The 22,796-nt window shown below is 43.3% G+C and carries 20 protein-coding genes; 8 read left to right on the top strand and 12 right to left on the bottom strand.

Annotated features, from left to right (window positions below; all coding sequences use genetic code 11):
• Positions 1–3 precede the first annotated feature (3 nt).
• Positions 4–1,740, top strand: coding sequence for an anthranilate synthase component I family protein (locus JMX48_RS09010; RefSeq protein WP_201536870.1), 1,737 nt, complete (start codon positions 4–6; stop codon positions 1,738–1,740).
• Positions 1,741–1,883: 143 nt separating this feature from the next.
• On the opposite strand, the gene hisC is transcribed toward JMX48_RS09010, so the two are convergent.
• The 8 genes from hisC to JMX48_RS08970 form a co-directional block, all read right to left on the bottom strand.
• Positions 1,884–3,020 (bottom strand): histidinol-phosphate transaminase, encoded by a 1,137-nt coding sequence (hisC, locus tag JMX48_RS09005; protein WP_201536868.1) that lies wholly within the window; start codon positions 3,018–3,020, stop codon positions 1,884–1,886.
• A 114-nt stretch (positions 3,021–3,134) separates the two neighbouring features.
• The gene (gene hisD / locus JMX48_RS09000; protein ID WP_201536865.1) at positions 3,135–4,430 is read right to left on the bottom strand and encodes a histidinol dehydrogenase; all 1,296 of its coding nucleotides are present in this window, start codon (positions 4,428–4,430) and stop codon (positions 3,135–3,137) included.
• 511 nt (positions 4,431–4,941) lie between these two features.
• Positions 4,942–5,637, bottom strand: coding sequence for an ATP phosphoribosyltransferase (hisG, locus tag JMX48_RS08995; RefSeq protein ID WP_201536862.1), 696 nt, complete (start codon positions 5,635–5,637; stop codon positions 4,942–4,944).
• Positions 5,638–5,833: 196 nt separating this feature from the next.
• On the bottom strand, positions 5,834–7,102 hold the full coding sequence (gene murA, locus JMX48_RS08990; RefSeq protein WP_201536860.1) for a UDP-N-acetylglucosamine 1-carboxyvinyltransferase: 1,269 nt from the start codon (positions 7,100–7,102) through the stop codon (positions 5,834–5,836).
• A gap of 112 nt (positions 7,103–7,214) precedes the next feature.
• Positions 7,215–7,466 carry a BolA family protein gene (locus tag JMX48_RS08985; RefSeq protein ID WP_320158146.1) on the bottom strand — a complete coding sequence of 84 codons (252 nt, stop codon included), beginning with the start codon at positions 7,464–7,466 and terminating at the stop codon, positions 7,215–7,217.
• Positions 7,467–7,699: 233 nt separating this feature from the next.
• Positions 7,700–8,650 carry an alpha/beta hydrolase gene (locus tag JMX48_RS08980; RefSeq protein WP_201536857.1) on the bottom strand — a complete coding sequence of 317 codons (951 nt, stop codon included), beginning with the start codon at positions 8,648–8,650 and terminating at the stop codon, positions 7,700–7,702.
• A gap of 315 nt (positions 8,651–8,965) precedes the next feature.
• Complete coding sequence (locus tag JMX48_RS08975; RefSeq protein ID WP_201536854.1) at positions 8,966–9,802, bottom strand: BON domain-containing protein; 837 nt, start codon at positions 9,800–9,802, stop codon at positions 8,966–8,968.
• Between the two features lie 182 nt (positions 9,803–9,984).
• Positions 9,985–10,482, bottom strand: coding sequence for a YraN family protein (locus JMX48_RS08970; protein WP_201536851.1), 498 nt, complete (start codon positions 10,480–10,482; stop codon positions 9,985–9,987).
• A 133-nt stretch (positions 10,483–10,615) separates the two neighbouring features.
• Between JMX48_RS08970 and rsmI the strand changes: the two genes are divergently transcribed.
• Together rsmI and JMX48_RS08960 are read left to right on the top strand one after the other, a co-directional pair.
• The gene (gene rsmI, locus JMX48_RS08965; protein ID WP_201536848.1) at positions 10,616–11,557 is read left to right on the top strand and encodes a 16S rRNA (cytidine(1402)-2'-O)-methyltransferase; all 942 of its coding nucleotides are present in this window, start codon (positions 10,616–10,618) and stop codon (positions 11,555–11,557) included.
• 317 nt (positions 11,558–11,874) lie between these two features.
• Positions 11,875–12,894, top strand: a complete 1,020-nt coding sequence (locus tag JMX48_RS08960; protein ID WP_201536845.1) for an adenosine kinase — start codon at positions 11,875–11,877, stop codon at positions 12,892–12,894.
• A 253-nt stretch (positions 12,895–13,147) separates the two neighbouring features.
• On the opposite strand, the gene JMX48_RS08955 is transcribed toward JMX48_RS08960, so the two are convergent.
• Together JMX48_RS08955 and nfuA are read right to left on the bottom strand one after the other, a co-directional pair.
• The gene (locus JMX48_RS08955) at positions 13,148–14,470 is read right to left on the bottom strand and encodes an O-acetylhomoserine aminocarboxypropyltransferase/cysteine synthase family protein (RefSeq protein WP_201536843.1); all 1,323 of its coding nucleotides are present in this window, start codon (positions 14,468–14,470) and stop codon (positions 13,148–13,150) included.
• Between the two features lie 244 nt (positions 14,471–14,714).
• Positions 14,715–15,398 (bottom strand): Fe-S biogenesis protein NfuA, encoded by a 684-nt coding sequence (gene nfuA / locus JMX48_RS08950; protein ID WP_201536840.1) that lies wholly within the window; start codon positions 15,396–15,398, stop codon positions 14,715–14,717.
• A 561-nt stretch (positions 15,399–15,959) separates the two neighbouring features.
• On the opposite strand from nfuA, the gene JMX48_RS08945 reads away from it, so the two are divergent.
• The 4 genes from JMX48_RS08945 to JMX48_RS08930 all read left to right on the top strand — a co-directional run bounded on the left by JMX48_RS08945 (position 15,960) and on the right by JMX48_RS08930 (position 20,373).
• Positions 15,960–16,589, top strand: a complete 630-nt coding sequence (locus JMX48_RS08945) for a glutathione S-transferase family protein (RefSeq protein ID WP_201536838.1) — start codon at positions 15,960–15,962, stop codon at positions 16,587–16,589.
• Between the two features lie 318 nt (positions 16,590–16,907).
• Positions 16,908–17,975: a bifunctional nicotinamide-nucleotide adenylyltransferase/Nudix hydroxylase gene (locus JMX48_RS08940; RefSeq protein ID WP_201536837.1), complete on the top strand. Its 1,068-nt coding sequence runs from the start codon at positions 16,908–16,910 to the stop codon at positions 17,973–17,975.
• 176 nt (positions 17,976–18,151) lie between these two features.
• Positions 18,152–19,549, top strand: a complete 1,398-nt coding sequence (locus JMX48_RS08935) for a nicotinate phosphoribosyltransferase (RefSeq protein ID WP_201536836.1) — start codon at positions 18,152–18,154, stop codon at positions 19,547–19,549.
• Entirely contained in the window at positions 19,543–20,373 is an 831-nt protein-coding gene (locus JMX48_RS08930) for an SGNH/GDSL hydrolase family protein (RefSeq protein ID WP_201536835.1), read from the top strand. Before JMX48_RS08935 ends, JMX48_RS08930 begins: the two co-directional genes overlap by 7 nt.
• 144 nt (positions 20,374–20,517) lie before the next feature.
• On the opposite strand, the gene JMX48_RS08925 is transcribed toward JMX48_RS08930, so the two are convergent.
• Positions 20,518–20,796 (bottom strand): type B 50S ribosomal protein L31, encoded by a 279-nt coding sequence (locus JMX48_RS08925; protein WP_201536834.1) that lies wholly within the window; start codon positions 20,794–20,796, stop codon positions 20,518–20,520.
• Between the two features lie 532 nt (positions 20,797–21,328).
• Here JMX48_RS08925 and JMX48_RS08920 point away from each other — a divergent pair.
• A complete protein-coding gene (locus tag JMX48_RS08920) occupies positions 21,329–21,940 on the top strand; it encodes a YceI family protein (RefSeq protein ID WP_201536833.1) in 612 nt (203 codons plus the stop codon).
• Positions 21,941–22,095: 155 nt separating this feature from the next.
• Here the strand turns inward: JMX48_RS08920 and JMX48_RS08915 are convergent, their stop codons facing one another.
• The gene (locus JMX48_RS08915; protein ID WP_201536831.1) at positions 22,096–22,530 is read right to left on the bottom strand and encodes a hypothetical protein; all 435 of its coding nucleotides are present in this window, start codon (positions 22,528–22,530) and stop codon (positions 22,096–22,098) included.
• Positions 22,531–22,796: the final 266 nt, after the last annotated feature.

The raw sequence follows: 22,796 nt of genomic DNA, 5'->3' as shown, positions 1-22,796 counted from the left end.
GATATGCTTGCAGCAAATCATCATACTACTGAGCAGACAGATTCTGCCCCATCGCCAGCTACTAACCCTAGCTGGCGTTTTGGTGATCTGCTTGCGGCAGAGTTAATGCCGCAGCTACAGCAGCATTTGTTAACTCAAAACATTGAGGCAAACTGGCAATTGGTTTGGCTCAATAATGACGGCCGACCAGTAATTGGTTTGCTACCTAAAGTGAGCTGGTCAGTCCATTATGAGGCTACCAATGGTAAGTTAATCGATGAGAAGTCAGCCACTTATAAAGTGATCCAAAAATGCCGTGATGTCTGCACTACTAACAAAGCGACAACCTCACATATCAGCTATGCTTTATGGCAGGATGAATTAATTAATTATAGTCAATTCTATGATAGTCATAGCAGTGATGCAAAAGCGTGGGACAAAGTAAATGACAAACCAAGTTATCATCATGGGCTAATAGGTTTTATCGGTTATGACATTGCTGCTCATGCGCTAAGCCCAGCAGCTAAGATTAAACTGGCTGCACAACCTTGCGCCATCTTGGGACATTATGATATTTATCTGACACCAGCTGATGAATCTAATGATTCTGTTTGGACACTGAAAGTAAATGACACCAGTCACGATTTTGATGAGAGTGAGACTAATAAAAAAACCGCGAACGTAATAGCGCTTATCTCCTATTTAGACGCACTAGATAAAAAACTGTCTGATAACTCGCTCAGTCAGCTGAAAATTGTAAATCTATCAAAGCCTGCTCCTTTAGCATTAACAGCACGATGGAGTAAGCGTGATTACCAGCAAGCTTTTGATCAAACCCAAAACTACTTACAGCAAGGCGACTGCTACCAAATCAATTTAACCCAAGAGTGGAATGGCTGTCTGCCGTGTAAAAACGATGATAATCAACCAATCTCAGCGCTTATCGATTACTTACCTGACCTACATCGTAATACCCAAGCGCCATTTGCAGGCTATTTAAGTGCTCAATACAAAGACGATAAAGCCAACACCAATGCACAAGATGCAGCCAGTCAGCAAACCCATTCTACTAAGCGAGATAACAGTTTTGAATTGTTAAGCTGCTCACCAGAGCTGTTTTTTACGTTTATCAAAGACGATGAGACTGGCAAACATCATATACGTACCAAGCCAATCAAAGGAACCATGCCGCGTGGCACCACCATTGAACAAGATAATATTTATAAGAAGCAGCTAATCAATAGCGAAAAAGATCGTGCCGAAAACGTTATGATTGTCGATTTACTGCGTAATGATTTGGGTAAATATGCCAAGATCGGTAGCGTCAAAGTGCCACAGCTATTTGCGATTGAGAGTTTTAGTAATGTCCATCATATGGTCAGTACTATCACAGCGGAGCTAAAAGCCGATACGCATCCGTTGGCAGTACTGTTTGGTAGTTTGCCTGCTGGCTCTATCACAGGCACACCAAAAAAGCGTGCCGTCGAAATCATCGCTGAATTAGAAATGGCATCGCGCGGTGCTTATTGCGGCACCATGGGCTATATGAACTTTGATGGTAGTGGTCAATGGAATGTATTAATTCGCACGCTGCAAGCGAATACTTCATCGAACAATGAATTAGAGCAAGAAGGACATGTCAGCTTGTGGGCTGGTGGCGGTATTACGGTTGCTTCTGATTGTGAAGCGGAATACCAAGAGTGTCTGGATAAAGTCGGTAATCTGCTGGCGGTACTGGCTCAAGAAAATATAAGCAAATAAAGCCAAGTTTGGCATAAAAAAACTCAAAAAATAAAGCCTACACAATGAAAATTGGCAGGCTTTATTACTAATAATTATCGATATTACTTTTCAGGGACTATACTTAACTGTCGTCATTCAACTACCAAGCCAAAATCTAAAGATTAATTGGTAGCGGCAACTTCAGCCTCTGTTTGCAATGCTTTTAGCGCATCGATTAAACGACTATTTTGCTCTGCCGTCCCCACTGTGATACGCAAGTACTCTGCGATTCTCGGCTTATCAAAATGCCGAACGATGATGCCCTGCTCGCGTAACGCATTGGCTACCAAACCAGCATCGCCTTCTTTAGGACGGGCAAAGACAAAGTTGGCATGTGATGGCAATACTGTATAGCCCAATGCTGTTAGATCGGTCGTTAGTGACTGGCGCAAGTCAATAACCTGCTGACGTGTTTTCTCAAAATAATCAGTATCCAAAACACTCGCGGTCGCACCCGCTTGCGCCAACTTATCCAGTGGATAGCTATTAAAGCTGTTTTTCATGCGCGTCAACGCTTCAATCAATGACGCATTACCAAAGGCCATACCGACACGCAGCCCAGCAAGCGAGCGTGACTTTGAAAAAGTTTGGGTCACTAAGATATTATCAAACTCATTGATTAAGCTCACCGCTGAGACTTGAACATCTACAACTTCTAAGTCTATCTGAGCAAAATCAATATACGCCTCGTCAATCACAATCACAGCATTAGAGTGCTCGCTTGCCAGCTTACGAATATCGGCAAGCGATAATAGCAAACCCGTTGGCGCGTTCGGATTAGCAATGATGATACCGCTACAAGGTTGGCGATAAGCATCAGGGTCGATACTAAAATCTTCCTCTAAAGCGATTTTTACGAGATGTACACCGAAAGTCTGCGCGTATACTGGGTAAAAACTATAACTGATATCAGGGGCTAATATAGGGCGTTCTTTCAAAAAGAAGCTGGCAAATACTAACGCTAACACCTCGTCAGAGCCATTGCCGACAAATACTTGATTGACATCAAGATTATATAATCGTGCCAATGCAGCACGCAAATCATCAGACTCAGGCGCTGGGTAAAAACGTAGGTCACCCGCTTGCTGCTCTAAGACTTTTGCAATTGCCTCTCCTACTTTTGGTGAAGGCGGAAACGGGTTTTCATTGGTATTTAATTTGCATAAATTGTCATGTTGCGGCTGCTCACCTGGGACATAAGGTGACAAATTACGTGCTTTAGATGACCAAAGTCTGGTGTCTATTTTTAACTCACTCATAAGTTATCCTACTATTAGCCACAGAGACTGTTTAACATAAATTTTAGAAGTAATTTTTAAGGCATTATTCAAATTATTTAAAAAATTCAAAGTATTTAGGTTACTCAAAAACCATTATTGATAACGGTAGCGGGCCGAGCGCGCATGAGCTTCTAGATCCTCGCGCTGCGCTAAGATATCTGCTGTCTCCGCTAATGGCTTGCTACCAGCTTCACTACAATAAATAATTGAAGATTTCTTTTGGAAATCATAGACACCCAATGGCGAAGAAAAACGCGCGGTACCTGAAGTTGGTAATACATGGTTAGGCCCTGCACAATAGTCACCAATCGCCTCTGGTGTATGACGCCCCATAAAAATAGCGCCAGCGTGACGAATGTCATCAAGCAGCGCATCAGGATTATCAACAGACAGCTCCAAATGCTCAGGCGCAATACGATTAATGAGCGCCATGCCCTCGCGACGGTCTTTTACTAAAATAAGCGCGCCACGGTTTCGTAGAGAGTCACGAGCGATATCCGCTTTTGGTAACTCTGCCAATGCTTTTTCGATCTCAATGGCAACTTCTGCTAATTGCTGGCTACTTGTCGTGACAAAAATAGCTTGGGCGATGCGATCATGTTCCGCTTGTGATAGTAAATCCATGGCTAGCCAATCAGCGCGATCTTTCGCCTCGCCCTCTGCATAGACCAATACTTCAGATGGACCAGCAATCATATCGATGCCGACTTTTCCAAACACAGCACGTTTGGCTGCTGCGACGTACTTGTTGCCCGGACCTGTGATTTTGTCTACTGCTGGAATTGTCTCAGTACCATAAGCCAACGCTGCCACTGCTTGCGCGCCGCCAATGGTAAAAACACGATCCACTTGTGCCAAATGGGCGGCGGCCAATACCAAAGGATTTAGTACACCTTTGGGCGCTGGCACGACCATGATGACCTCGGCTACGCCAGCTACTTTAGCAGGAATGGCATTCATCAATACAGAAGACGGATACGACGCCAAACCACCAGGTACATAAATACCTACGCGGTCAAGTGGCGTAACTTTTTGTCCCAGTCTATTGCCCAGCTCATCTTCGTAATGCCATGTTTCTTGTACTTGGCGCTCATGAAAGGTCTGTACTCGCGTCGCTGCCGTGGTCAATGCTGTTTTTACTTTGTCGTCAAGATTGGCAAACGCTTCAGCCAGTGATTCTTTAGAAAGTTCCAACGCTTGTATCGTTGTCGCTGGATGCTGATCGAACTGCTGGGTCAACGCCAGTACCACGCTATCACCTTTATGACGCACTTGCTCAATGATATCGTCAACGGTCTTTAATAAATCGGCATCATTGACCGTTTCAAAAGCCAGTAATTGGGTCAATTGACTGTCAAAATCGGCATCTTGAGTACTTAATTGGCGCATGACTTAATCCTATATTTGAGCATATTATATTGCTATAAAAACAAAAGGTTTAAAATAAGTGAAACACTTTAGGTTAAATACCCGTTTATTAATGATAATTTAACTCTGATTATACTAGGGCGTGTTTGAGTCTTCACAAGTAGGCACTGCTGATGGCTAAAATAGCACCAGACAAGGAGCAAGTCGACGATAATGTTAATACCTTAGCGAGACTTGTAACACAGTATGGGGCAATTTTAGCATCAGCCCATAGGGACAGAACTCTTTTTTGCCGCTTCATTGTTAAAAAAAGACGCTTAGAATGACTAAACTTACGATTTTTAACGTCGAATCGCCTAAAAAATAGTTCCTGTCAGTGCCATGGTTGAAGAATCAAGCACGCCCTAAGCTTTTATTTTCTGGCAAGTAAAGACAACAAAACCAGTTTAGCACGCTATGTCTATCATAGAGCGCCAAACTGGTTTAAAAATTTGTATAACTAAACTTAGTATTATCAATGATGACTATCGATTCATGAAGCGCCAGCAATACTGTTTTTGAAGCTATCTAAAATCGGTTCAAGTAGTGCAAACTTGCGCTTGTAACTGACTTGATTGACGATAAGACGTGACGAGACATCACAGATATGATCGCGTGCTTCGAGGCCATTGGCGCGCAAGGTATTGCCAGTATCGACCACATCGACAATCAAATCGCCCAAGCCGACCAATGGCGCAAGCTCCATAGAGCCATAAAGTTTGATGACATCTACTTGCTGACCTTGGCTAGCAAAATAAGCGCGGGCAACATTGACGTACTTGGTAGCGATACGCAAACGACGATTGGGCAATGGCGCACCCTTAACACCAGCCGTCATTAGCTTGCATTGAGCAATTTTTAAATCCAACAACTCATAAACATGATTGGCACCATGCTCAAGCAACACATCTTTGCCCGCCACCCCAAAATCAGCCGCGCCGTGTTCTACATAGGTCGGCACATCACTGGCGCGCAAAATCAAAACGCGCACATTGGGATTGGAGGTTGGAAAAATAAGTTTGCGTGAGGCTTCAGGGTCTTCTAACAATTCAACGCCAGCTGCACGGAGTAGTGGCATGGTTTCCTCTAAAATACGACCCTTTGACAAGGCTAATGTTAAGCCAGAAAACGCCTCATTTACTTCGTTTAATAAACCATCATTTGGTAGGCTATTGCTTGCTTCAGTCATAATGCCATTGTATCCATGTACAGTTAACACCCCCGCGGTAGAGGGTTTTTAGTGGTATGTGGCTAAGCTTTGCGTATTAAAAAATCGTATCAATAATTAAAATCATGGTGTCTGATGAGTCAGCCGACATTAGGGCATGTCATCAATTAGCACACTTAATCATTTAGTGGTCTTAAAATCTAAATGATGAAACGCCCTAGTCATTGGTATTAATACGTTTGATATTGACACCAAGCGCACGCAGCTTTTCTTCAACATGCTCGTAGCCACGATCGATATGATAAATGCGGTCAATTAAGCTTTCACCTTCAGCCGTTGCCGCTGCCATCACCAATGACATAGACGCACGTAAGTCAGTCGCCATAACAGGAGCAGCTGTAAAACTTTCAACCCCTTTTACCACAGCCGTATGACCATCTACTTGGATAGATGCGCCTAAACGATTGAGCTCAGGCACATGCATATAGCGATTTTCGAAGATATTTTCGATAAAAGTACTCGTGCCATCTGCCAAACATGCTATAGCCATAATTTGCGCTTGCATGTCCGTTGGGAACCCAGGATGTGGCTGTGTGCGAATATCAACGGATAACGGACGACCTTTCATTTGAGCGCGAATCCAGTCATCACCAGTGGTAATCACCGCACCCATATCTTCAAATTTTTCTAACACCGGAGTCAATAATAGCGCAGAAGTATTTTTGGTTAACACATCGCCGCGTGTCATCAGTGCACCAGCAAGGTAAGAGCCTGTCTCGATACGATCTGGCACCACCGAATACTCACAACCATGCAAGCGCTCAACGCCTTCAATGGTCATAATAGAAGTACCGATACCGCTTATTTTAGCACCCATTGCGACCAGCATATTGGCCAAATCAACCACTTCTGGTTCAAGTGCGCAGTTACCCAAAACAGTCGTGCCTTTGGCAAGTGCCGCCGCCATAATGACGTTTTCAGTACCGCCAACGGTAATCATGTCAAAAGAGAAATTGCAGCCAATCAGCTTACCGCCTTTTGGTGCTTGTGCTTTTACATAGCCATTCTCAACACTAATCTTAGCACCCATCGCTTCAAAAGCTTTGAGATGCTGATCAACAGGACGCGATCCAATCGCACAGCCGCCGGGCAATGACACTTCTGCCTCGCCAAAACGTGCCAGCAATGGCCCCAATACTAAAATTGAGGCACGCATCGTTTTTACTAAGTCGTACGGCGCATAAAAATTATCGATACTCTTGGTATCACAAGTGACGGTATCATCCTGCTTTTGGATTTTAATACCCATACCACCGATCAATTCAATCAACGTGCGCACATCTTGTAACGATGGCACATTGTGCAAAGTCGTTGGGGTTTCTGCCAATATCATGGCCGCAAGTAAAGGCAAAGCCGCATTTTTGGCGCCTGAAATAGTGACTTCCCCTGCGATACGACTACTACCTGTGATTAAAAATTGATCCATAGAATTGACAACCTGTCGATGAGTATAAAAAATGGTGAGAACCAGACTGATAAAAGCCAGCCATTTAAATGGCTGCTTTACCAAGATCCAGTCATATAGCTACATTAGCAAATTAGCCTTTTGATTGAACGTCCCATTCAGCAGGCGTCAATGCTTGGATATTAAGCGCATGAATATCGCCACTCGCAATCTTGTCGTTGACCAGTGCATAAATCGCTTGTTGACGTTGCACAGTACGCTTGCCTTCAAAGCTCACATCAACCACACGCACATCAAATTTATTACCTTGATTAGCCGCTTGGATAAAAGCCTCTGGAAAGTGATTCTGTAAAAATGCAATCAGATCGTCAGCGTTCATGCTCATAGTATGTTCTGCCTTAAAGTTTAAGATGTGGTGTCAATTTAAAGTGGCGACATTATAACAAGACTTTGAGCATCTTACAGTACTGTCTTACGTAACTACGTTCAAGCACGCCTAACAGAACTGGATGCCAATCTGTCAGATAGTGACCTGTTAAATGATAATGACCTGTTAAATGATAATGACCTGTCAAATGATAATCACCTGTCAAAAAATAATGATCGCCAGAAGAATGACTACTTTAACATTTTGTCCAAATAGGTTACGACTTGCGCACGTACGTCATTCACCCAGCGTAGTGGCGGTGCCATCGCGCCAATGCTCGTCGCATGACTGGCACCTTTAATTTCACCGTTCTCAACCATTACCCCGCGAGCTTTGAGCGCTTTGGTCATATTAATGGTATTGGTATCGTACACCAGTTTGTCTTTTTCGGCTGTCAAAAATAGATAAGGAGGTTGCTCGCCTTTGATATGACGATCTGGCATCACCTCATCTGGCGTAGCGTCAGGCGCAAAAGCGGTCGCGCTATCAAACTTACGGAAATCATAGCTATAAGGGCCAGCAATACCAACCACTGCTCTGATGTCTTTGGGTTTGACGCCATAAGGCGCTAAAAAATCTTCATTGGCTATTGCTGCAACGGCATTAAACGCGCCAGCCGAATGTCCAACCACTGCCAAACGCTGCGGATCAGCGTGAAAGCTCGCCGCGTTTTTATAGCTCCACGCGATTGCTTTTGCGGTATCTTCGACATAATCAGGATAAACGTGCTCAGGTGCTTTACGATAATTAATGACTGCCGTGACATAGCCAGCTTGCGCCAAGCTTTGTCCGACAAAAGCATATTCTTCTTTGCTGCCATTTTCCCATGAGCCCCCGTAGACAAACACCACCATTGGATAGGTTTTAGTGATAGCGCTTTGTTTTTCCATCGCTTGCGCTAATGGCTTAGGGTAGTAAATATCTAAGTCTTGTAATGGCTCATCACCATATAAAATATCTTTGCTGACACCAACACCGCCACTTGACGTAATACCATTAACGATCGCCAATGCAGATAAGGCTTGTGCTTGCTGCGTGGCTAGCGCAATACCGCCTAGGGCTAGGACTGCTGTAACGCCTGCGCTTGTGAATGTAAACGGGCGTGCTTTGGTTTGCTGTGTGCTTTTAGATGAATCCTTCATAGCCGGTATTCCTATTATATGTCAGTGAATGATTAATAGAGGGATAATCGCTTATTATTCTATTTATGCGGCTTCCTCTACTTTTACTGTTCATATATTACGTTTTACTTGAAGGTTTATCGTGTTTTTACTGTTATCAGAGTTTAGGCTTATTGTCATTAAAGACTTTATGTTATTAGGGCGTGTTGAATATTCAAACAAACCCTAATAACGCTAAACACAAAATAAATAGCAATCAGTATCTAAACACTGTCTATCGCTAAGCACTGTCTATCACTAAACGTTTAGCATGAGATAGCTTTTACCAAACCGTTGTTATTGACCTTTATAAAGATCGATATAGGAGCTTGATGACGATTGGTCGACGACAGCGCCTTCCTCTGTCACTATAATTGGTGTCGCCGTACTAGCGGCTTGTGTCGTAGCCGTATTATTAACAGACGAGGCGGCGGTATTGGCAACGACTGGCACTGCTGCGGGATTGGCCAAGTTGTTTTCAGACATAATATCGTCTTCGCCTATGATTACCCCTCTATCGTCAACGACGGTCGTTAGTAATACCAGCTCCGTAACGCCAACGGTACTATTGGCGATGTCAATTAAGTGGCTCTGCTGCGTTGGTGTCATACGCCCCATAATATAAACCACACCATCATTGGTGACAGCTTGCACTTGTGACGCTTTGACACCGTCGCTAGCGGCAATCTTTGCCATTAGCTTTGATGTAATGTAACCATCATGGACAGTAGCGCTATAACCTCTTGAGGCACTGACTTTCAGCTCATTATAGACACGGCGCACATCTGGCATGGAGCCAGCGACTTTTTCCGCTTCTACTTTGAGGGCCTCCGTTGGCACTTCACCTGTCAATAATACTTCACTATTAAAGCTATCAATGCTCATACGGCTGGTTTGTTGCAGATCTTCCTTTAGACCATAGATATTAATTTTGGCCGTGTGCGCAATACTGCGATCGAGCAGACGCTGAGGAATGGTGCGCTCAGTCATGGGTACACCATAAGTACCTTCAGTGCTATTGGTTAAATAATTGGTGGTACAGCCAGTACTAATCACACTAGCCATCAGCATGACGCCTATCGCGGTATGACGTGATGAGCCAAAAATAGCAGTGCGCAAATGCATCCGTGTCATGATTTACCTCTTAGAGCATGTGTGTGAAAATTGTATAAATTCGATAAAAGTAGTAAGACTTAACCTGACTACTTAGCTTAGCTACTTTACTTAATTTTTACAAATAGCGGTGAGGTTTTTAGTAACGGTCATTGATTGTCCGACTTGGTTCGATTCTTTAGAAATATAGTTTTTATCCTTTATTACCATGCGCTCGCTATAAAAGCACCTTTGAGCCATTCTGGTTGATTGTCTGACAGCTGCTCTTTTGTTTTCGTTTTATCTGTCGTGTTATAAGCAATAACATCAAACCGGCAGTCATAATGAGCATACTCAGGATGTTGTTGTAAAAAGTATTTGGCGGTTTTAATCACTTTACGTTGTTTGCTCGCCGTGACACTGAGTGCAGCATCACCAAAACTTGAGCGTTTGCGTTGGCGCACTTCAATAAATACCAGTGTCGACCATGCTTGTCCCACCTCCACCATGATTAAATCTAGCTCACCGACTTTTGGCTGTTGCCAGTTTTGCGCCATTAAATGCAGACCTTGCGCTTGCAAAAATGCACATGCCTGCTGTTCAAACAGACTGCCTTGACGCTGTGTTGGTGAGGTAAGGGTCAAGGTTTTATGTAACAGTTTATGGTTTGCCATGATGTCGGTTAGTCTGGTTAACATTTCAGAATTATCATAGCACATCATGCTAAACTAACCACTTTCGCGCCCCCTACTCGCATCCTCTGTATGTATCTGCTCACTTATTATGTGACTGACAAAGATGGTAGAGACTAATGAGTAATGGTGCCATATTATTTTTTAACGACCCGAGGTTTTCATGTCTACCCTTACCGCGATGCCAGCTTGTCTATATATCGTTGCCACGCCGATTGGTAATCTTACCGACATGACTCCGCATGCCATTGATATTTTAAAGCAAGCCGCTATTATCGCCTGCGAAGATACCCGTACCTCAGGTAAGCTACTGTCACATTTTGGTATCGACACCAAAGGCAGCAAAGTGGATGACACAAAAGAGCCCGTGACTCATGATACTAGTGATGGTGATACTGCGCCCAAACAAAAAGGTCACAATAAGCTGTGGGCCTATCATGAACACAATAGCGCGGTACAGACACCCAAGATTATTGAGATGATTCAGCAGGGTCATTCGGTTGCATTAATCAGTGATGCAGGCACGCCACTGGTTAGTGATCCTGGTTATCAATTGGTGCAAGCTGCCCATACAGCAAACGTCACTGTATCGCCAATCGTTGGTGCGTCTGCTGCTATTGCCGCGCTGTCAGTGGCAGGATTACCGTCAGACCGTTTTAGCTTTATTGGCTTTTTACCAGCCAAAGCCCATGGTCGCCAAAAACAACTGTCCGCATTAACTGCGCGTACCGAAACGCTCATATTTTATGAAGCACCGCATCGCATTATCGCCAGTTTAGAAGACATGGCTGCTATATTTGGTGCCGATCGCGAAGTGACTTTTTGCCGTGAATTGACCAAGACCTTTGAGACCGTACATAAAAGCACACTTGGCGATTTGGTTGAATTTGTGAAAGCAGATGACAATCAGCAACGTGGTGAAATAGTGGTGGTCGTCGCTGGTGTCAGCGCAGCAAAAGACACTGACGATATCAGCATTCACGATCAATTATTGCAGCGTTTACTAGAGGATTTATCCGTTAAAAAAGCTGCCGCGTTGGCCGCTGATATCACAGGCGTAAAAAAGAATGCGTTATATCAGCGCCTACTTGAATTACAGGCTTAGTATTTTTAAGCTTGATATTATAGCGCTTAGTATTTTTAAATTTATTACTGTGAATATTGGTATTGTTGAGCTTAGGGCATGTCCTCAATTGAAGCGATAATATCTAAACGAGCTAAAAATGATTAAATTTTGCCAAACATCGTCAAATAGCTGATTAATATCCCGATATTATTTGCGCTATTTTCCTTGTTTAACTGCAATTTATCTCATTTTTATGACCATTTTTAAATTGAGGACACGCCCTAGTACTATGAGATATTCATAATCATTCGTTAAAAAAGATGTGCGTTTATCAATTAACTGAGGAGAGGTAAGCAATGTACGACGTAATGGCGATAGGAAATGCTTTGGTTGACCACGAATATGTGCTGTCGGATGCTGAATTAGAAGAGACGGAGTTGACCAAAGGCAATATGACGCTGGCAGGTATCGAAGAGCAACAACAACTGCTTGCCTACTTCAATCTTGGTCAGATTCAACCATCAAAACAAGCAGGTGGCGGCTCAGCTGCCAATACGATGTACGCTTTTGCCTGTCTTGGTGGCAAGCCTTTTTATGCTTGCCGCGTCGGTGATGACGATCAAGGAGCATTTTACCTCAGAGACTTGCATGAAGTGGGTGTCGCTACCTCAGACAAATCCATTCACGCAGGCGGAGTCACTGGCTCGTGCGTGGTCGCTGTGACCGAAGATGGTGAGCGCACGATGCAAACCTATCTTGGTACATCAAGCGATATCACGGCTGACAATGTCGATTTTGATGCGCTGACACAAGCAGGTTGGCTTTACTTAGAAGGCTATTTGGCCATGTCTGAGAGCATTCAACCCGCCATGACTCAATTACGTCAACAAGCAGGTATTCATGGTGCAAAAATCGCAGTTAGCTTTGCAGATCCTGCCGTAGTGAAATTTGCCAAAGACGGGCTGCTCAATATGCTCGGCAATAAAGTCGCGGTGATATTTTGTAATAGTGAAGAGGCCAAGCTATTCACCGATAAAAAACAAATAAAAGCAGCAGCACGTGCGCTTATTGATTATTGTCAAACCGTAGTCGTAACGAACGGTGCCAATGGCGCAGTCGTTGCTCATAAGTCTGACGATATGTCAGAGATTGAAATGTACGACATTCCGACACCAGTGGTCACCAATGTGATTGATACCAATGGCGCAGGTGATAACTATGCGGGCACTTTCTTATATGCGTTGTCTCAGCAATACAGCTTGCCAGAATGTGGTCGTCTTGCCAGCGAAGTATCAGCACAAATCATCCAACAATTTGGGCCTCGACTCATGCCGCAGGATTATAAAGAGATTGCTCAGCGCGTCCTATCGGCTTAGCGTAAAAGGACATATTTTTAGCGCTATAGTCGGTGAAAAATTAAATCGATACTTCAATAGTCAGATACTACTGGTATAAACTTTCCTCGCTTGCTGTGCCGTTGCAAGCAGAGGTTTCGAAAAATTCATTCCAGTAGTACTGTAGTGCTTTTATTTTTTTAAACAAAAAATCCCCCATCAACTTGATAGGGGATTTTTGCTTATGAATTATTTGATTAGCTTGATTGATTGTCTTAACAAAGAAGATTAACGACTAAGCAGAAGCCAATGCTTGCGCTAGATCTGCTTTGATATCTTCGATATGTTCGATACCAATTGACAGACGTACCATATCCGCACTAACCCCTGCATTTTCCAGTTCTTGCTCATTCAATTGACGATGCGTTGTCGTCGCTGGATGACAAGCCAAAGATTTAGCATCGCCAATATTGACCAAGCGCGTAATTAGTTGCAAGGCATCGATGAAGCGCGCGCCTACCTCCAGTCCTCCTTTTACGCCAAAGGTCAAAATAGCTGATGGTGTGCCCTTCATATATTTTTTGGCAAGCTCGTAGTCAGGATGATCCGGTAAACCCGCATACTTCACCCAAGCGACTTTGTCATGGTCACGTAGATACTCAGCCACTGCTTGCGCGTTTTGTACATGACGCTCCATGCGTAGGCTAAGTGTCTCCATGCCTTGCAAGATTCCAAAGGCATTTAGTGGACTTAATGCCGCGCCAGTATTACGTAGTGGCGCCACACGAGCGCGAGCGATAAAGGCTGACGCGCCTACATCTTTGACGAAATTGACACCATGATAGCTGTGGTCTGGCGTGTTCAATAATGGAAAACGCTCAGGATAATCGCCCCATGGAAACTTACCGCTATCGACAATCGCACCGCCAATTGAAGTACCAGTACCGCTCATATATTTAGTCAATGAATGAATGATGATATCAGCCCCAAACTCAAACGGACGACAAATCGCTGGCGTTGCAACGGTACTATCAATGACCACTGGCACACCATATTCATGGGCAATGTCACTCAGAGCCTGAATATCCACAATGTTACCTAGCGGGTTGCCAATACTCTCTGCAAAAACCATTTTAGTTTTATCATCGATTAAATCGCGAATAGCCTCAGGGTTTTTATAGTCAAAAAAGCGCACCTCGATACCTTGACGCGGTAGCGCATGGGCGAACAAATTGTAAGTACCCCCATATAGAGTCGATACCGCGACGATATTATCGCCCGCTTCACAAATGGTTTGAATGGCATAAGTGATGGCAGCCATACCTGATGCCACGGCAAGCGCACCAATACCGCCCTCAAGTGCTGCCACGCGTTCTTCTAGCACGGCGTTCGTTGGATTCATAATACGGGTATAAATATTGCCTGCGACTTTTAGGTCAAACAAGTCAGCTCCATGCTGAGTGTTATCAAAGGCGTAGGAGCTGGTATGATAAATAGGCACTGCGACCGCTTTCGTGGTCGGCTCGACACTATAACCGGCATGGATTGCCAATGTCTCAAGACGCTGGGTATTCTCTAGTTTTTGGGCTGGTTTTTGGGCTGCTTGTTCATCACTCATAATACATTCCTTTGTATTGATCAAAAATTATTGGTTAACGATATATCGCTTAAAAGTCATCTCAAAAAAACCATCTGCCAAATCATGACAATAAAAGAAGCTGAGTTAATCATAACTCAGCTTCTTTATGAAAAGAACAGCAGATTATTCATCTTTTAATGACAAATATTCATAAGCGACAAACGCAGTAGCTATACTTTAACGCAGTAACTATACTTTTCGGATTTATATAATGCTCTAGTCTTTATTTATAATAAGCGTTCTCTGTGCGCGTATGATCAGTCTCATCAATCACTTGCGTCAGCTCTGGTATTTGCTGCTTGAGTTGTACCTCGACCCCTTGACGCAAGGTCATATCGACCGCCGAACAACCTTGGCAACCACCACCAAATTTCAAGACGGCGGTAAGTCCAACGCCTTCTTCATCGATCAGTTCAAGTAATTGTACGTCACCACCATGCGCCGCCAAGCCTGGATTAATCTCTGACTGCAATACGTAGGTGATACGCTCTTCAACGCTGGCATCCGCACCCACTTTTGGTACTTTAGAGTTTGGTGCACGGAAAGTTAGCTGACCACCGAAACGGTCTTTATTATAATCAATCACCGCATCTTCTAGGTAAGGAACCGACGACGCCTCAATAAAAGCAGAGAAATTATCATAGGTAAAACGCAGGTCAGCGCTGTCTTCTTCGCCCGGCTGGTTATATGCCATACAGCACTCTGCGCGCGGCGTACCTGGATGCTCGACGAAGATACGCACACCGATACCGTCGGTATCTTGTTTGGACAATAAGTCTGCCAAATAACCTTGGGCTGACTCGGTAATAGTAATATTACTTTTCGTTTCTGTTTGCTCAGTATCTAGCGCTGATTCATAGTCGGCTGACTCATCTAACTGACTATCAGCTTGGTTGTGCTCACTCATAATTTTTCCTATGCGTTATGACACAAACGCTATCTCTATCATGGCTGCTGTGTCGTGAATTTGGGCAAATCGCTTTAACGTTTATCAAGCATAACGGCTGATATTATATTGGTCTAACGGCAATCTTGATAAAGGTTTGGTAATTTTATAATCACCATTATAACGCATTCAGGCGATAATTCCGACTGCGCCACTGCGAATTAAACCGTGACCGTTATTAATAGTCACTATTGATTTTTTTAATGGTGACTATTAATAATGAGTAGCTACCGCTAATAACGCCACGCAACATTCTTTCATTAATCGCATGATGTCTGCTGTTGTTTATATTAAGGCTGCTAAGTAGATTATCAAGGATGAAAACCTATTAGTGATCGCATTGCCATTACATCGTGCTAGCTCAGCGCTAAGGCTTATAAGCACCAAAGATGGTGAGAAAATTGAGCAGCATGCAAGGTAATGCTACATCTATTAAAACTAACTTCACATAATATAACTGAACTGGATGGTTTGGCTGTTTAGACTGATTTGAACAAAATAATAAATCCAAAGGAGTATTTTATGAAGTTATATATTATGCCAGGCGCTTGCTCGATGGTTCCGCATGTCGCTCTTGAATGGGCAAAAGCAGATTATGAGTTAGAGATATTAGATCACGGTTCAGTCAAATCAGAAGAATATCTGCGTATTAATCCGCAAGGGTCAGTCCCTGCCATAGTAGACGGTGATACGATAGTCACTCAAAATATCGCCGTACAAACCTATATCGATGCGAAATATCCTGATGCTAATATCTTTGGTTCTGATAGCTCGCCCGCTAAACGTGCAGAAATTATGCACTGGTTAGCCTTCATCAATTCAGATGTTCATAAAGGCTTTGGGCCGTTGTTCGGGCCTGATGGCTTTGTAAAAGATAAGACCGCACAAGACGAATTAAAAGAAAATGCGAAGAAAAAAATCGTCGATTTGCTACAATATCCTAATGAACAACTTGGCACACATGATTATCTGACAGGCACTAAGACGACTGCAGATATCTATCTATATGTCATACTGACATGGGCGAAAAAAATGCAACTTGACCTCTCTGCCTATGAGAACTTAAATGCATTTATTAGCCGTATCGAGTCTGATGCTGGCCTAACTGAGGTCATACGCCAAGAAGGTATTAGCAAGATTGAGTCGCTGTAAGTTTTATTAATCATAACCACCTAATTATAACTACTTAATTTTAGTAATCTTTATATTGAAGCCTCTTTAATTATTTAAAGGGGCTTTTATTTATGGCAACTCAACCTAATAATTTCATAATGAATGACTTTGCGATTTAGCGGTATAAGTATCTTATGAGAATTATCTACTTTGCTTTTACGGCGGTTAAAACACACGCAGCAATAATCACATCACAAAACATCTTTACACTTGTCAGCCAGTGATAGGCTGTGTCAGTATTGGCATTATTAAATTGTTTTTAACCAATAAAACATGAGTCGTAGGAAATTGGCGTATATGAGCGAATCATCAGAACAAAATTCAGATAAGCAATACTCTGATAAACATAATAATAAGCACTATCGTTATTTGGTTTTTATTGGACGTTTTCAGCCGTTCCATAGTGGACATAAAGCGGTCATCGACGAAGCGTTAAAACGCTCAGATGAAGTGATTATGCTGATTGGCTCAGCCAACCTTCCTCGTAGCCTACGCAATCCATTTAGCGTGGCTGAGCGTGCTGCGATGATCAAGGGTTCATACTCAGCAGAGGAAGCGGCGCGAATTCATTGCGTTGGTCTAGATGATGCCCTATATAACGACACGCGCTGGCTACAATACGTACAAGCTGGCGTAAAGTCTGTCACGGGCGACTTGCAAACTGACATTGGTTTGATTGGCCATTCAAAAGACAGCTCGTCATATTATCTATCGCTATTCCCAAACTGGGCGTCAGTTTCTGTGCCCAATTATCACAATTTATCAGCGACTCCTATTCGTGACAGCTATCTCATGGGCGCCACGCCAACGCCTGAGCGCACGCCTGAATCAACACGCAACGTGCTAGATGAGTTCAAAAAAACCGACGACTATCAAGAGCTGCATGAAGAAGCAGATTTCATTGATAAATATAAAAGACAATGGGAATCTGCTCCTTATCCGCCTACTTTTATGACGGCTGATGCCTTGCTAGTACAGTCAGGACACATTCTCTTAGTCGAACGTCGCAGTATGCCAGGGCGCGGACTATGGGCACTACCGGGTGGTTTTTTGAATCCAAAAGAAACGTTATTTGATGCGTGTATTCGTGAGTTACGCGAAGAAACTCGCCTCAAAGTGCCTGAACCAGTACTGCGCGGATCTTGCCATAGTCAGCACACCTTTGACGATCCTTACCGCTCAGCGCGTGGGCGTACGATTACCCAAGCGTTTTATTTTCAGCTAAAAAACGATCCAAAAGGTTTACCAAAAGTCAAAGGCGGCGACGATGCAGCCAAAGCATTTTGGTTACCTTTAGCAGAATTGGACGCCAAAATGATGTTTGAAGATCATTATGCGATTATCACCAAGATGGTTGGGTTGTAGTCTTTTTTTAAGTTGACTGTTTGGTGCATTATTTATCCATAACTCATCGATCACAGTCTATATAATTTATATTATAGTTTTCACGCCAGCGCCGATAGACGGCAATGGTTAATCTAGCCGCAGTTGACCTTGTAATGAATACAGGCTGCGGCATCTCAAAGCAGAGGAGTTCTGTGATGTATACCAGTAATTTAAACAATTTAATCTTAAATAGCGACAGCTATAAAACCTCACATTGGGTGCAATATCCAAGCGGTAGTGAGTATATGTCGAGCTACATTGAAGCGCGTAAAGGCGACTATGATGTGGTGTTCTTTGGCTTGCAAGCTTTTATCAAAGAGTACCTAAGCACGCCGATTACTCATCAAGATATCGACGAGGCCGAAACCGTTATTCAAGCGCATGGATTGACCTTTAATCGTGCTGGCTGGGAGCGTTTGGTCGATAAACACAATGGCTACCTGCCACTACGCATCGAAGCGGTACCTGAGGGCAGCATCGTACCAGTATCCAATGTCGTCTGCCAAATCATCAATACTGATCCTGAGTTTTATTGGCTACCCAGTTATATCGAGACAGCGCTATTACGGGCGATTTGGTATCCATCAACGGTCGCTAGTGTCTCGTATTATTGCAAAGGTATCATTCGTCAAGCACTGGAGAAGTCAGCAGATAATACAGAATCGCTCACTTTTCGTTTACATGATTTCGGCTCACGCGGCGCTTCAAGCCAAGAGTCAGTAGCAATCGGCAGTTTGGCTCATCTGGTGAATTTTGCGGGTACTGACTCAATGACAGCCTTGGTTGCTGCCAGTCGTTGGTATCAAATGGGCAATGATATGCCAGCCTTCTCTATCCCAGCTGCTGAACACAGCACAATGACGGCATGGGGCCGTGATAATGAAACGGCGGCTTTTGCCAATATGATTGAGCAATTTGGCGGCGTGGGCAAAAGTTTTTCTGTTGTGTCTGATAGCTATGACTTATGGAATGCCATTGACAATATTTGGGGTGGCAGCCTAAAAGAAGACGTAAAAAACATGGGCGGCACGTTGGTCATTAGACCAGACAGTGGCGATCCTGCGAAAGTGGTTCGTGAGGCATTAGAACGCTTGGCCGTGAAATTTGGGACAACTGTCAATAGTAAAGGCTATAAAGTCTTGCCTGATTACGTCCGTGTCATCCAAGGAGATGGCATCAGCCCACAAAGCTTGAGCAAGATTATTGACGTGGTGATGAAAGCGGGCTTTAGTGCAGACAATGTGACGTTCGGTATGGGCGGTGGTCTGCTGCAACAAGTCAATCGCGACACAATGAGCTGGGCGATGAAAGCCAGCGCCATCTCTATCGATGGCAACTGGAAAGATATCTATAAAGATCCTATAACCAGCCGCTCAAAACGCTCAAAAAAAGGCCGCCTAGCCTTGGTTAAAAACAGTAACGGATTATTAAATACCATCAAAGCTGATGAGTTAACCGCTGAGACAGACAATCTGCTACGTGATGTCTACATCGATGGTAAGTTATTAATCGAAGACAGCCTCACTACTATTCGGGAGCGTACAGGATGGTAGTTACCAATAGAATGGCCTCTATCGCAAGAGATGTCCTACTCGCTCCTATTTACTTTCATCAAGGTCGCAAAATCAAGCGCGATATCGTTCGCCTTCCTGAGCCAAACGGTGACAGGCATGGACAGGTCAAACTAAATCCGTCTACTGATATTGCAATAGACAACACCAAATCAGCGCTCAATCTAATGGTCGTTGGCGATTCGGCAGCGGCTGGTGTCGGCAGTCAGACGCAGCAAGAAGCGATGGTCGGCAAGTTGATTCCGATTTTAGCGCAGCAGCCTGCCATTGTGTCAACATACACTGACCTCAATTGGTCTTTGCAAGCGACTACCGGACACACTAGCTTCGATATCTTACGCAGGCTTTATGTCCTACCCGCTCCGAGCCAGCCAGTGGACATCATGCTGCTAAGTGTCGGCGTCAATGACACGACTAGCAATGTCTCTATAGATAAATGGCAGCAGCAAATCGAAGACATTATTGCGATCGCTCAGCGTAAGTTTGGCGTACAACAATTGATTTTTTTGAGTTTGCCGCCGATGGCAGAAATGCCAGCGATACCTACTCCTTTGAACCACTTTGTTGGTGCAAAAGCGTCAATTTTGGATGGGATATTACAGCAAGTTTGCGCTACTCATGATGGTGTCAACTACATGGCCACTGACTTTCCACGTATGATAAAAGAGCACGCTAATGGTGAACCCATTGATATCGCCGTGATGTTTGCTATTGATGGCTTTCATCCTAGTAGCCTGATGTATGGTTACTGGGCACAGCAGTTGTCCGAACGAATCACGCAGCTACTTGATTCTTCCATGTCTTAATAGGTTCGTTAGAGCCTCTAAAAAACTTGCTTTTAAAACCCAATAAAAAAACCGCTGAATCATCAGCGGTTTTTTTGGGCTTAGCAAAACTTAGCTTAGCACAGTACCTTTACAACAACAGTACCTTCACACAATGAGTGTAAATTATTCAGCAGAATCAGCGGCTTTCTTATTACGGCCACCAAATGCACCAAAGCGTTTGTTGAAGCTAGCAACACGGCCTTCAGTAGACGTTTTACGTTGCTCGCCAGTATAGAATGGATGCGACGCACTTGAGATATCAAGTGGGTAGTATGGATATTCTGTACCTTCGTGTTCACGAGTGGCTTTAGTCTTAACGGTTGAGCGAGTCAAAAAGAACACGTCAGCGTTAGTGTCATGGAATAAAACGTCTTGGTAATTAGGATGGATATCTTTACGCATAATAAACTCTCTATGTCCGATGTATATCTAGCGCTTTGAATGACATCTTTAATGATGTATCAAACAAGCGATGACATACGTAACTGAGGCACTAAGGACATTATAAGTATGGCAACTGCGTCACTGGCTTATTCCAGCACCCAATACCACTCTTCTGCTCACTTAGCCTTTCCCCAGCGGGAAAATCAAACCGCGATTCTAACGTTTTTTGGCGTTCGATGCAAGCAGCGGTTATAAGAGTTAAATGTGATAAATCGTCACCAAAAGATCGTTAATGCTAAAACAATATTGAGATAGTATTGAGATAAATAATTTATATTAGTATAATATTCAGTTAGATAGATTAATGAATGATATATACTATTATAGATTAATTTAACAATAACGGCTTTTCGATTTGATAAGAATCATTGTTATTTGCAGATTGTGCCGCGCCACTATGGTGCGATTTTCTTATGATAAACGTCATACTACTGATTGTTAGCCAATTACCAATAAAATCCCACCAATGAATACTCAATAAGGATATTTAATGCTAAATGTTGTCATGAAGAATACCACTAAAGCACTACTCGTCAGCTCGGCACTTGCGATCACTACTATAGCAAGCGCTGCACTACCAAGTCACTGGCAGTTAGATGAGTCGCACACACGCGTCGGATTTTCTGTCAACCATATGGGGTTTTCAACCACTATGGGGCATTTTAACGACGTTAAAGGCATGGTAGATTACGATGTCAAAGCGCCAAGTAAAACCAAACTAGACTTTACCATTGATAGCGATAGTATCGATACCAATTGGGATGCACGTGATGAACATCTAAAGAAAGAAGAATTCTTCAATGTCGCCAAGTACCCAACGATGACGTTTAAGTCTACTCAAGTCACTTTTGTGAATCCGCAACAAGCCAAGATCACTGGTAACTTTACTATGCTGGGTCAAACCAAACCATTGACGTTAGATGTGACATTGAACAAAATTGCCAACAGTCCTCTTACCAAAGAGCCAGTCATTGGTTTCCGCGCAACGGGTAATATCGATCGCGCTGCTTACGGTATGACTGCTTATGCCGCTGGCATCACGACCAATGTTCCTATTCAAATCGATGGTGAGCTGGTAGAGAAAAAAGCAGCAGCAAAATAAGTCTAAATAAAGATCATTATTTTTGAGCGATAATTATTTTTGAAAATGATCCTATAGAAAATAGTCCGCTAAAAAAAGCAGCCATTATGATGGCTGCTTTTTTATTTTGCTCAATAACTTGTCTCACTTATTAAGCGTAGAGTATTTGGTTCAAATTATTTGGTTTTAACGATATGCCAAACACCCAGCTTATTATCGCCGTCTTTATCGCCCACTTTGGTATCATTGGCATAGAAATATAAAGGTTTGCCATTCATTGCCCATTGATACTTACCATCTTCACGTTGAAAAGCGGCAAATTGACCAGAAGCTTTGGCATTGCTCGGTGCCATGAATGCAGGCCAAGCCAACATACAAGCGGCGCCACACTCTGACTTATTCATAGAATCTTTGTCAAAGGTATATAGTGTCATACGGTTGGTTGCATCGACCAACATACCACTCATGCTCGCCACGGGTGCTTTATTACTCATGGTTGCTTGCACGTCATGCATGCCAGAATCGTCGTTGCCGAACACATTGTTCAACGTAGAACAACCGCTAAGCGTTAACACACCGGCGATAGCAGATACCATCAAAATACGTTTCATAGTCACTTCCTTGTTATTGTCGTAATGAATTTTTATTTGGCTCTTTTCTTATTGTCTAAGCAATAAGACAGACAATCTCTTAAATCTGATTTCGAGCATTTTTAATATAGCATATGCGCTCTTATATTCTTTCCTATCAATATATAATTTTACAAAAGCATATCAATGCTACCAGTTAAGCAAATTCGTTCATTCAATCCTATAAAGAGTATCGATAAACAAATAATCAACAATGAATATCACTCTTTAATCGCCCTAAAAACATT

The sequence above is a fragment of the Psychrobacter immobilis genome (assembly GCF_904846225.1).
Lineage (GTDB): Bacteria > Pseudomonadota > Gammaproteobacteria > Pseudomonadales > Moraxellaceae > Psychrobacter > Psychrobacter immobilis_F.
The sequence above is the reverse complement of the archived record's forward strand: the minus strand, read 5'-3'. Positions and strand labels throughout refer to the sequence as shown.

Bases quoted from the DNA above. Each gene is read 5' to 3' on its own strand.
- JMX48_RS08955 (WP_201536843.1), bottom strand. From the start codon at position 14,470: ATGAGTGATGAACAAGCAGCCCAAAAACCAGCCCAAAAACTAGAGAAT.
- hisC (WP_201536868.1), bottom strand. From the start codon at position 3,020: ATGAGTGAGTTAAAAATAGACACCAGACTTTGGTCATCTAAAGCACGT.
- murA (WP_201536860.1), bottom strand. From the start codon at position 7,102: ATGGATCAATTTTTAATCACAGGTAGTAGTCGTATCGCAGGGGAAGTC.
- hisG (WP_201536862.1), bottom strand. From the start codon at position 5,637: ATGACTGAAGCAAGCAATAGCCTACCAAATGATGGTTTATTAAACGAA.
- rsmI (WP_201536848.1), top strand. From the start codon at position 10,616: ATGTCTACCCTTACCGCGATGCCAGCTTGTCTATATATCGTTGCCACG.
- hisD (WP_201536865.1), bottom strand. From the start codon at position 4,430: ATGCGCCAATTAAGTACTCAAGATGCCGATTTTGACAGTCAATTGACC.
- JMX48_RS08930 (WP_201536835.1), top strand. From the start codon at position 19,543: ATGGTAGTTACCAATAGAATGGCCTCTATCGCAAGAGATGTCCTACTC.
- JMX48_RS08970 (WP_201536851.1), bottom strand. From the start codon at position 10,482: ATGATGTGCTATGATAATTCTGAAATGTTAACCAGACTAACCGACATC.
- JMX48_RS09010 (WP_201536870.1), top strand. From the start codon at position 4: ATGCTTGCAGCAAATCATCATACTACTGAGCAGACAGATTCTGCCCCA.
- JMX48_RS08935 (WP_201536836.1), top strand. From the start codon at position 18,152: ATGTATACCAGTAATTTAAACAATTTAATCTTAAATAGCGACAGCTAT.
- JMX48_RS08920 (WP_201536833.1), top strand. From the start codon at position 21,329: ATGCTAAATGTTGTCATGAAGAATACCACTAAAGCACTACTCGTCAGC.
- JMX48_RS08960 (WP_201536845.1), top strand. From the start codon at position 11,875: ATGTACGACGTAATGGCGATAGGAAATGCTTTGGTTGACCACGAATAT.
- JMX48_RS08945 (WP_201536838.1), top strand. From the start codon at position 15,960: ATGAAGTTATATATTATGCCAGGCGCTTGCTCGATGGTTCCGCATGTC.
- JMX48_RS08975 (WP_201536854.1), bottom strand. From the start codon at position 9,802: ATGACACGGATGCATTTGCGCACTGCTATTTTTGGCTCATCACGTCAT.
- JMX48_RS08940 (WP_201536837.1), top strand. From the start codon at position 16,908: ATGAGCGAATCATCAGAACAAAATTCAGATAAGCAATACTCTGATAAA.
- JMX48_RS08925 (WP_201536834.1), bottom strand. From the start codon at position 20,796: ATGCGTAAAGATATCCATCCTAATTACCAAGACGTTTTATTCCATGAC.
- JMX48_RS08915 (WP_201536831.1), bottom strand. From the start codon at position 22,530: ATGAAACGTATTTTGATGGTATCTGCTATCGCCGGTGTGTTAACGCTT.
- JMX48_RS08985 (WP_320158146.1), bottom strand. From the start codon at position 7,466: ATGAGCATGAACGCTGACGATCTGATTGCATTTTTACAGAATCACTTT.
- JMX48_RS08980 (WP_201536857.1), bottom strand. From the start codon at position 8,650: ATGAAGGATTCATCTAAAAGCACACAGCAAACCAAAGCACGCCCGTTT.
- nfuA (WP_201536840.1), bottom strand. From the start codon at position 15,398: ATGAGTGAGCACAACCAAGCTGATAGTCAGTTAGATGAGTCAGCCGAC.